The 9,161-nt window shown below is 70.3% G+C and carries 10 protein-coding genes; 2 read left to right on the top strand and 8 right to left on the bottom strand.

Features of this window, described 5'->3' with window-relative positions; genetic code table 11:
* The first annotated feature begins 122 nt into the window (after positions 1-122).
* Positions 123-827, top strand: a complete 705-nt coding sequence (locus FPZ12_RS44580) for an SDR family oxidoreductase (protein WP_144761333.1) — start codon at positions 123-125, stop codon at positions 825-827.
* Between the two features lie 51 nt (positions 828-878).
* Here the strand turns inward: FPZ12_RS44580 and pafA are convergent, their stop codons facing one another.
* The 5 genes from pafA to dop all read right to left on the bottom strand — a co-directional run bounded on the left by pafA (position 879) and on the right by dop (position 5,901).
* Positions 879-2,237 carry a Pup--protein ligase gene (gene pafA, locus FPZ12_RS44575; protein ID WP_144761330.1) on the bottom strand — a complete coding sequence of 453 codons (1,359 nt, stop codon included), beginning with the start codon at positions 2,235-2,237 and terminating at the stop codon, positions 879-881.
* Positions 2,238-2,435: 198 nt separating this feature from the next.
* A complete protein-coding gene (gene prcA, locus FPZ12_RS44570) occupies positions 2,436-3,185 on the bottom strand; it encodes a proteasome subunit alpha (RefSeq protein ID WP_144761327.1) in 750 nt (249 codons plus the stop codon).
* Between the two features lie 37 nt (positions 3,186-3,222).
* Positions 3,223-4,065 (bottom strand): proteasome subunit beta, encoded by an 843-nt coding sequence (gene prcB / locus FPZ12_RS44565; RefSeq protein ID WP_144761324.1) that lies wholly within the window; start codon positions 4,063-4,065, stop codon positions 3,223-3,225.
* Between the two features lie 65 nt (positions 4,066-4,130).
* Positions 4,131-4,325: a ubiquitin-like protein Pup gene (locus FPZ12_RS44560; RefSeq protein WP_144761321.1), complete on the bottom strand. Its 195-nt coding sequence runs from the start codon at positions 4,323-4,325 to the stop codon at positions 4,131-4,133.
* Between the two features lie 73 nt (positions 4,326-4,398).
* The gene (dop, locus tag FPZ12_RS44555) at positions 4,399-5,901 is read right to left on the bottom strand and encodes a depupylase/deamidase Dop (RefSeq protein WP_144761319.1); all 1,503 of its coding nucleotides are present in this window, start codon (positions 5,899-5,901) and stop codon (positions 4,399-4,401) included.
* A 90-nt stretch (positions 5,902-5,991) separates the two neighbouring features.
* On the opposite strand from dop, the gene FPZ12_RS44550 reads away from it, so the two are divergent.
* The gene (locus FPZ12_RS44550) at positions 5,992-6,498 is read left to right on the top strand and encodes an NUDIX hydrolase (protein WP_144761318.1); all 507 of its coding nucleotides are present in this window, start codon (positions 5,992-5,994) and stop codon (positions 6,496-6,498) included.
* 367 nt (positions 6,499-6,865) lie between these two features.
* On the opposite strand, the gene FPZ12_RS44545 is transcribed toward FPZ12_RS44550, so the two are convergent.
* From FPZ12_RS44545 to FPZ12_RS44535, 3 genes are read right to left on the bottom strand one after another with little or no spacing between them, the layout of a single operon-like run.
* Entirely contained in the window at positions 6,866-7,498 is a 633-nt protein-coding gene (locus FPZ12_RS44545; protein ID WP_243770359.1) for a hypothetical protein, read from the bottom strand.
* Positions 7,499-7,542: 44 nt separating this feature from the next.
* Entirely contained in the window at positions 7,543-8,520 is a 978-nt protein-coding gene (locus FPZ12_RS44540; protein ID WP_144761315.1) for an aldo/keto reductase, read from the bottom strand.
* A 27-nt stretch (positions 8,521-8,547) separates the two neighbouring features.
* A complete protein-coding gene (locus FPZ12_RS44535; protein ID WP_144761312.1) occupies positions 8,548-8,892 on the bottom strand; it encodes a hypothetical protein in 345 nt (114 codons plus the stop codon).
* Positions 8,893-9,161: the final 269 nt, after the last annotated feature.

Raw genomic sequence — 9,161 nt, 5'->3', positions numbered from 1 at the left:
GGGGTGTGGCCGTCGGGACGGCTCGCTTCGCGTTGCCGGGTGGCCGTTTGGTGGTGGCGCGGGGCGTCGGGTGGGTTTGGCTTTCGTTGCTGGGGCGGGCTGATCACGCCATTCTCTCCCGTATGACCGATCGCGTACTGCTCATCACCGGGGCCTCGCGGGGGCTCGGCGCCGCCACCGCGCGCCGGGCCGCGGCTGCCGGGTATCGGCTTGCTTTGGTGTCCCGCAACGCCGAATCGCTGGCGCCGCTCGTCGAGGAGCTGGGGGCGGACAAGGCTCTCGCCCTGGCCGCGGACGTCGCCGACTGGGACCAGATCTCGGGCGCGGTCGCCGCCACCGAAGAAAGGTTCGGGAGGCTCGACGCGGCGTTCGCGAATGCGGGGCAGATGCTCCCGGTCTCATTTTTCGGCAAGGGTGGCACCGATCCCCGGCAATGGCGGGAAATGGTGCTCACCAACGTCTACGGCACGGCGATCACCGCCCGCGCCGCGCTGCCCGCGTTGGCGAAGACGGAAGGACACCTCGTGCTCACCGGCTCGGTCGCGGGCCGCTATATCCGGCCGGCGAACCTATATTCGGCGACGAAGTGGGCGGTGACGGGACTCGCGGGGTCGATCCGCGCCGAGGCCGTGGGCACGGGAGTGCGGGTCACCCTGGTCCAACCGGGCATCGTGGAGACCGAGCTCATCACCGAAGAGATGCGCCGCAAACCGAAGCTCGATCCCGACGACATCGCCCGCGCGGTCTGCTACGCGCTCGAACAACCGAAAACCGTGGACGTGAACGAGATCGTCGTCCGGCCGACCGGGCAGGACCCGGAACGCTGAACCGGGGCAACGAAAAACGGCCTGCCGGCGGCAGGCCGTTTTCGCGGGAACTCAGAGCGAGCTGATCAGCCTGTCCACGCGCTCGTCCACGGCGCGGAACGGGTCCTTGCACAGCACGGTGCGCTGCGCCTGGTCGTTCAGCTTCAGGTGCACCCAGTCGACCGTGAAATCGCGCCCCGCGGCCTGAGCCGCGGCGATGAAGTCACCGCGCAGCTTCGCCCGCGTCGTCTGCGGCGGGGTGTCCTTGGCCAGCTCGATCTCACCATCGTCGGTGATGCGCCGGACCAGGCCCTTGCGCTGCAGCAGATCGAAGATGCCGCGACCCCGCCGGATGTCGTGATAGGCGAGGTCGAGCTGGGCCACCCGGGGGCTGGACAGATCCAGCCCGTTCTTGGCCCGGTACTGCTCCACCAGCCGGTGCTTGATCGCCCAGTCGATCTCGGTGTCGATCTTGCTGAAGTCCTGCTGCTCCACCGCGTCCAGCGCCCGGCCCCACAGCTCGATCACGCGCTGCGCGGTCGGACCGGAGTCGTTGGCCTTCACGTGCTGCACCGCGCGCCCGTAGTACTCGCGCTGGATGTCCAGCGCCGAAGCCTCACGCCCGCCCGCGAGGCGCACCGGGCGGCGGCCGGAGAGGTCGTGGCTGATCTCGCGGATGGCGCGGATCGGGTTGTCCAGGGTGAAGTCCCGGAACTGCACGCCCTGCTCGATCATCTCCAGCACCAGGTTCGCGGTGCCGATCTTGAGCAGCGTCGTGGGCTCGGCCATGTTCGAGTCGCCGACGATGACGTGCAGGCGGCGGTAACGCTCGGCGTCGGCATGCGGCTCGTCGCGCGTGTTGATGATCGGGCGCGAGCGCGTTGTGGCGCTCGACACACCTTCCCAGATGTGTTCCGCGCGCTGGGAAAGGCAGTACACCGCGCCCCGCGGGGTCTGCAGCACCTTGCCCGCGCCGCAGATCAGCTGGCGGGTGACGAGGAACGGCAGCAGCACGTCGGCGATCCGGGAGAACTCACCCGCACGGGTGACCAGGTAGTTCTCGTGGCAGCCGTAGGAGTTGCCCGCGGAGTCGGTGTTGTTCTTGAACAGGTAGATGTCCCCGCCGATGCCCTCGTCGGCCAGCCGCCGCTCGGCGTCCACCAGCAGGTCCTCGAGGATCCGCTCCCCCGCCTTGTCGTGCGTGACCAGCTGCACCAGGTCGTCGCACTCCGCCGTCGCGTACTCGGGGTGCGAGCCCACGTCGAGGTAGAGCCGGGAACCATTGGAGAGGAACACGTTGGACGAGCGTCCCCACGACACGACCCGCCGGAACAGGTACCGGGCCACCTCGTCCGGCGAAAGCCGACGCTGCCCGTGGAAGGTGCACGTGACCCCGAACTCGGTCTCGATGCCAAAAATCCGCCGCTGCATCTCTCAATGCTAGGCGCTTTCCCCCCGTCGGCGGTGGGCCGTTCGGGCGTCGACACGCCGCGAACTTGATCGCCGGGCGTTTCCGGACCGGTTCACCCCGGCCCGCGCGGCACGCCGGGACCGCCGCGAAACCGCCCGCCAGGAACGAAAACCGCCGCCCACGCACGGTGGACGGCGGCTCCGGTGGCGAAATGCGGCTCAGCTGCCGGACGAGTCTCCCTCGCCCTCGGCGGGCTTGTCGCCCTCCTCCGGCTCGGGCGCGGCGGGCAGCAGCGCTTCCAGCGCCGCGCCGTTGATGCGGCGGAAAGTACGGCGCAGACGGCCCCTGTCCAGCACGGCGACCTCGAGCTTCACGGGCTCGCTGTCCCCGTTGTTCTGCGTGGCGGGACGGAGAGCCTCCACCGCGAAGCGCAGCGCCTCCTGCAGCTCCGCGCCCTCGACGAAGGTCTCCTTCAGCTTGTTGACCACCGGCTCGGTCTGCCCGCCCATCACGACGAACTGCGGCTCGTCGAAGATCGAGCCGTCGTAGGTGAGCCGGAACAGCTGGTCCTCGGCCGGGGTGGCGCCCACCTCGGCCACGCAGATCTCCACCTCGTACGGCTTGAGCTGCTCGGTGAAGATGCTGCCCAGGGTGGCCGCGTAGGAGTTGGCCAGCGCGCGGGCGCTGACGTCACGGCGGTCGTACTGGTAGCCCTTGAGATCCGCGTGCCGGATCCCGGCCACGCGCAGCGCTTCGTACTCGCTGTACCGGCCGACACCGGCGAAGCCGATCCGGTCGTAGATCTCGGAGAACTTGCGCAGCGTGGTGGACGGGTTCTCGGCGACGAACAGAATGCCGTTGGCGTACTTCAGGCCGACCACGCTCCGCCCGCGCGCGATGCCCTTGCGAGCGAGCTCCGAACGCTCGCGCATCAACTGCTCGGGGGAGGCGTACAGCGGCATCGTCACGGCGTGTGCTCCAAAGTGCTCGGGGGACGGTGGGGGTTCAGCCGCGGGCCTGCGCGGCGCGGTCGGCGACCACGGCTTCGGCCACCGCGGCCGCGCGGTCGGTGGACAGTTCGCGGGCACCGTACTCGGCGGTGATGACGACCGCGGTCGGGAAGATCCGGCGGACCAGGTCCGGGCCGCCGGTGGCGGTGTCGTCGTCCGCGGCGTCGTAGAGCGCTTCCACGGCGGTGCGGATGGCGGCCTCTTCGTCGGCGTCCGGGTCGTAGAGCTTCTTCAGCGAGCCCTTGGCGAACACCGAGCCCGAACCGATGGAGGCGTACCCGGACCGCTCCTCGTACCGCCCGCCGGCGACGTCGAAGGACACGATGCGCCCCGCGTGCTTGGGGTCCTCGGCCTCGGTGTCGTAGCCGACGAACAGCGGGACGACCGCGAGCCCGGCCATCGCCGCGTCCAGGTTGCCCCGGACCATCGTGGCGAGCTTGTTCGTCTTGCCGTCCAGCGACAGCGGGACGCCTTCGATCTTCTCGTAGTGGGCCAGTTCCACGGCGTAGAGCCGGGCCAGTTCCAGCGCGATGCCCGCGGTGCCGGCGATCCCGATCGCCGAGTACTCGTCGGTGACCAGCGTCTTGTCCATGTCGCGCGCGGAGATCACATTGCCCGAGGTGGCCCGCCGGTCGCCGGCGATGAGGACACCGCCGGCGAACGTGACGGCCACGATCGTGGTGCCGTGCGGCGCGTCGAGCTCCCGCACGGCCCTGTCCGCGGCGTACCGGTTCCGGGGCAGCAGGTCAGGTTCCTGCTGCCGGAGGAACTCGGCGAACGACGAGGTCGTGGTCGAGAAGAAGGCGGCGGGCAGCGAAGCACCCGAGGTGTGTTCCATACGTGCTCGTGATTCCCATCAAGTCAGGTCAGCGGTGGAAAAAAAGGGGTTCGGGCGAGAGGCCCCTACTCGCCGCCCTTTTGCACGTAGGCGCGGACGAAGTCCTCGGCGTTCTCCTCGAGCACGTCGTCGATCTCGTCCAGGATCGTGTCGACGTCCTCGCCCATTTTCTCCCGGCGCTCCTGGCCGGCCGGAGCCGCGCCTTCGGCCTCGGAATCCGAGTCCCCGCCGCCGTGCTTTTCGATCTTTTCCTGAGCCATCTCGCCTCCCGGTGAGCTGTTGGTTCCAGCCTACCCAGTGCCACCGACAATCGGGGTAACCGACCGAACACGGCTAGTCGGAGGCGGTGAGGGCCTCCACCAGTTCCTCCGCCGTCGCCGACTCGTCCAGCAGCTTCCCGACGTGGGCTTTCGTGCCCCGCAAGGGTTCCAGCGTGGGGATGCGCACCAGCGACTCACGGCCGACGTCGAAAATCACCGAATCCCACGAGGCGGCCGCGATCGACGTCGCGTACTTCTCCAATGTCCGGCCGCGGAAGTAGGCGCGGGTGTCCAGCGGCGGGTTCGTGATCGCCGCCTGCACCTCCTCCTCGGTGACCAGCCGCTTCATCGAGCCGCGGGTGACCAGCCGGTTGTACAGGCCCTTCCCGAGCCGCACGTCGGAGTACTGCAGGTCGACCAGGTGCAGCCGCGGCGCGCCCCACGCGAGCTGGTCGCGCTGACGGTAGCCCTCCAGCAGCCGCAGTTTGGCGGGCCAGTCCAGCCTGTCCGCGCATTCGGCCGGGTCACGGGCCAGCGCGTCCAGGATCTCGCCCCAGACCCGCAGGACCTCCTTGGACTGCTCGTCCGCGCCCTCGCGCTCCAGGTGCGCCGCGGCCAGCTCGTGGTAGGCGAACTGCAGGTCCAGCCCGGTGTACTTCTTGCCGCCCGCGACCGCGACCTTCGTCTTGAGCGTCGGGTCGTGGCTGATCTGGTGCACCGCGCGCACCGGCTCGTCCAGCTTGAGGTCGTCGAAGCGCTGACCGGCCTCGATCATGTCCAGCACGAGCGCGGTGGTGCCCAGCTTCAGGTACGTGGAGTACTCGGCGAGGTTCGCGTCGCCGATGATCACGTGCAGCCTGCGGTACTTGTCCGCGTCGGCGTGCGGCTCGTCGCGGGTGTTGATGATCCCGCGCTTGAGCGTGGTCTCCAGGCCGACCTCGACCTCGATGTAGTCCGAGCGCTGGGAAAGCTGGAAACCCGCCTCCTCGCCCTGCGGGCCGACGCCGACCCGGCCGGAGCCGGTGACCACCTGGCGCGAGGCGAAGAACGGGGTGAGCCCGCCGATGACCGACGTGAACGGCGTGGAGCGGGACATCAGGTAGTTCTCGTGGGTGCCGTAGCTGGCGCCCTTGCCGTCCACGTTGTTCTTGTACAGCTGCAGGGGCGGCTGCCCCGGCACCGTGGCCGCCTTGAGCGCGGCCTCCTCCATCACCCGCTCGCCGGCCTTGTCCCAGATCACCGCGTCCCGCGCGTTGGTGACCTCCGGCGCGGAGTACTCGGGGTGCGCGTGGTCGACGTAGAGCCGGGCCCCGTTGGTGAGGATGACGTTGGCCGCGCCGAGGTCCTCGACGTCCGGGTCGTGCCCGGGGCCGCCCGGCCCGGCCAGGTCGAAGCCGCGCGCGTCCCGCAGCGGGGACTCCACCTCGTAGTCCCAGCGCGCCCGGCGCGCCCGGGGGATGTCGGCCGCGGCCGCGTAGGCCAGCACCACCTGTGTCGAGGTCAGCACCGGGTTCGCGGTCGCGTCGCCCGGCACCGCGATGCCGTACTCGACCTCGGTTCCCATGATCCGCCGCATGTGCCAAGCCTACGGGTAGCCGCGAGCCGGGGTGAGTGACCCGCCGGTTGCGACGCGGTAAACCACCCGCCCGCCCTAGTCTGGGCCGTCATGGACGAGGAGCTGGTGGCGGTCTACGACGAGGCCGGCGCGGTGGCGGGCAGCGCGACCAGGCGTGAAATGCGGGCCCGCGGGCTCTGGCACGCGGCGGGCGAGGTGCTGGTGCTTTCGGGTGACGGTGAAAGCGCTTACGTGCACCGCCGGTCCCCGGGCAAGGACGTGTTCCCCGGGCTCTACGACTGCTGGGCCGGTGGTGTGGTGGCCGCCGGGGAGACGCCGGAGGAATGCGCTTACCGCGAACTGGCCGAGGAACTGGGCATCAGCGGGGTGCCGCTGGAGCCGATGTTCACGCACGTTTTCGAACAGCCGCCGCACCGCTGCCACAACTTCACGTTTTCCGCCCGCTGGGAGGGCCCGGTCGTGCACCAGCCGGAGGAAATCGTCTCGGGCGGCTGGATGCCGTTGGCGGAGCTGGAAAACTGGGCGAAGGACCCGGACAGCCCGCTCATCCCGGACGGCCGCGCCGGAATCCTCGAATGGTTCCGGCGCTACCGCTGAGCCGGGGCGGGGCTGGCGCCGCCTGTGGCATTTCGTGTCGTTTTGCCGCTGTCGCCGAGCCAGGGCACCGCCGGACCGACCGCGCCCCGGTGGCGTTCCCATTGCTCCGCCGCCACTACCGCCGAGCCCCGGCACCCTCGAACCGACCGCACCACCGGTGGCATTTCCCGTGGCAGCCGCGATTCCCGCGCCGAAGGCAGCGCCGCGCCGCCGGTCACGCTGCCCGTGATCCCGCCGCCACTAGCGCCGAGCGAGCTCCGACACCCTCGAACCCGGCGCGCCACCGACGCCACGTCCCGAGGTTCCGCGCCGCCACGACCACTGAGCCGAGCCCAGCACCCGCGGAGGCCACTTCCCGTGGCTGCCGCTATCCCTGCGCCGAGGGCAGTTTCTTCGCCGCGAGTGGCGCGAGGCTCTTCACCGCGTCGGCCGCGCGGCTCGCGCTGCTGGCGGTGACTTGCAGGCCCGACAACACATGCCCGGCCGCGAGCAGCACCGTGCACGTGCTGCCCTCGCACCAGCCGCGCACGGCCTGCGCGCCCGAAGGCAGCTCCACGTTCAGCTTCTGCCCGTCGCATTGCACCTGCGCGAGCACGTCCGTCGCGGGCTGCGCGAGGTAACCGGTGACCTGCTGCTTGAACGTCGAACCGCTGGAGTAGGTCCAGCTCGCGCCACGCGGGTCCCCCGACGGCACGGCCGCGAAGCACGCTTCGTTCTCCGCCTGGGTTGTCGCCGCACGCACGCCTTCTCCGGCCAGATCCTGCTTCGTCAGCACCGCCGCCACGACGTCGTCGACGACAGCGCTGCGCGCGCTGCTCGCCGCGGCCTGTCCCGCCGGTGAAGCCGGAGCCGACGACGCGGCCGGTGTCGTCGTCGTGGCCGCGCCGGGCGTTTTCTCGTAGTAGGTCTCGAGATCGTTCGGCCGGTCGGCGCAGCCGGTGACCCCGGTCAGCACGACCGCCGCCAGGATCACCATCCGCTTGTGACGCACCGTGGCCATCCCCTTCGTGTTCTGTTGCTGGGCGCCGAGGGTATCCGAAGCCTTCAGCGCCAGTGCAGCGAGGACCGCCGCCCCCAGTACTCCCCTGGCGGCTCGGCGATCGTGGCCAGCGAACGCAGTTCCGCCTCGGTCAGTTTCACCTGCATGGCGGCCAGGTTCGCGGCCAGCTGCTCCGGGCTGGCCGGGCCGACGAGGACCGTGTTCGCCCACGGCCGGGCGAGCACCGCGGCGACGGCGACCGCATCCGGGCCGACGCCGTGCCGCGCGGCGATGCGCGCCAGCACCGGCGGCGGTTTCACCACCAGCCGCCCGTTGGCTAGGGTTTCCTTCACCAGCACCAGATTCCCCGCCATATGCGCCTCGGCCAGCGCGCGGCCCGCCGAAGGCTCCAGCAGGTTCCAGGTGGACTGCACGGAGGTGAAGATCGGCCGCCCGGCCACCTCCAGCTCGAACGCGCGCCGGATCACCTCGCCCTGGCGCGGGCCGGAGGTGGAGAAGCCGACGCGGACCCCGTCGTCGGTCAGCGCGGAAAGCGCTCTCTGCAAGGGCTCGTCGGTGAACAACGGGCTCTCCAGTGTCAGCGAGTGCACCTGGTAGAGGTTGATCGAGCGCCCGAGCAGCGCGCGGCTTTCCGACCACTGCCGGGAAAAGCTGCTCGCGGAGTGCTCCTTGACCTCGTGCATCGCCGCGTCCAGCCGCCAGGCGCCCACGTAGGTGTAGCCCCATTTGCTGGACACCGTGAGGTCCGTGTACCCGCGTCTGTCCAGCCAGCCCGCCAAAAACTCTTCCGCGCGCCCGTACGAGCGCGCCACGTCGATCCAGCGGACCCCGGCCCGGTAGGCCGCGTCCAGCACCGCGTAGGTGGTGCGCCGCATGGCGTCGACGCTGCGCTCGGGCGGCAGCTCCGACACCCTGCCCAGGTTGATGTAGGCGGGCCGGCCCACCGCGGCCAGGCCGAGTCCGATTCGCAGGGCCCTGTCCCTTCTCTGCGGAATGCTCGACGGCGAGCACGAGACATCCATGCCGTTTATGTCAGTGCTCGCAGGACCTTATACACCGTCCGCGCGCTGCCGGAGAATCTCCAGCCACTGCCGGGAGTTCAGCGCCTGCCGGTGCAGCTTCTCCAGCCGGGCCGCGGGCGCGCGCACGTAGCCCTTGCCGAACACCGGCGCGATCTGCCGCAGGCTCGCCCCCTCCTCCCGCGCCGCGAGCAGCACCCAGTCCGACGCGTCCGCGCACGCGGCCGAGGCCTGCCGCAGCTCGCCGAGCACGGTGATCAGGTCGTCCGCGCTGACCCGCCCGTACCGGACTGCCTCGGCGGTTTCTTCTAGCCAGGACAGCACATCCGCCGCCGTGACGGGCGCGCGCGGATGCACCTGCTCGGATTCGCTCACGCCCACCAGTATAGGTCGTTATACACCAGAATGGGCGCCACGACACACGACGGCGGGGCCGCCCCGGGAAGGGACGGCCCCGCCGCGCGGACCGGGTTACAGGTTGTGTTTTAGAAGTGGCGGAGCCGCTTGCGGTGGGCCGTCAACCGGCACCGCCGGGGGTTCTGAGGCGGTTCCTGGCGAGGACAGCTCCGACGCCGTGAAAGCGCTGTCGCGCGGAGCGTGTCCTTCAGGGGTGGCGGCCGGGCTGGCGGGTGGGAATTCATCAG

The sequence above is a fragment of the Amycolatopsis acidicola genome, assembly GCF_007713735.2.
Lineage (GTDB): Bacteria > Actinomycetota > Actinomycetes > Mycobacteriales > Pseudonocardiaceae > Amycolatopsis_E > Amycolatopsis_E acidicola.
The sequence above is the reverse complement of the archived record's forward strand: the minus strand, read 5'-3'. Positions and strand labels throughout refer to the sequence as shown.

What these genes read in the sequence shown, in the direction of transcription:
- pafA (WP_144761330.1), bottom strand. Translation starts at nt 2,237, where the DNA reads ATGCAGCGGCGGATTTTTGGCATCGAGACCGAGTTCGGGGTCACGTGC.
- FPZ12_RS44550 (WP_144761318.1), top strand. Translation starts at nt 5,992, where the DNA reads ATGGACGAGGAGCTGGTGGCGGTCTACGACGAGGCCGGCGCGGTGGCG.
- FPZ12_RS44560 (WP_144761321.1), bottom strand. Translation starts at nt 4,325, where the DNA reads ATGGCTCAGGAAAAGATCGAAAAGCACGGCGGCGGGGACTCGGATTCC.
- FPZ12_RS44545 (WP_243770359.1), bottom strand. Translation starts at nt 7,498, where the DNA reads ATGGCCACGGTGCGTCACAAGCGGATGGTGATCCTGGCGGCGGTCGTG.
- dop (WP_144761319.1), bottom strand. Translation starts at nt 5,901, where the DNA reads ATGCGGCGGATCATGGGAACCGAGGTCGAGTACGGCATCGCGGTGCCG.
- FPZ12_RS44540 (WP_144761315.1), bottom strand. Translation starts at nt 8,520, where the DNA reads ATGGATGTCTCGTGCTCGCCGTCGAGCATTCCGCAGAGAAGGGACAGG.
- prcB (WP_144761324.1), bottom strand. Translation starts at nt 4,065, where the DNA reads ATGGAACACACCTCGGGTGCTTCGCTGCCCGCCGCCTTCTTCTCGACC.
- FPZ12_RS44580 (WP_144761333.1), top strand. Translation starts at nt 123, where the DNA reads ATGACCGATCGCGTACTGCTCATCACCGGGGCCTCGCGGGGGCTCGGC.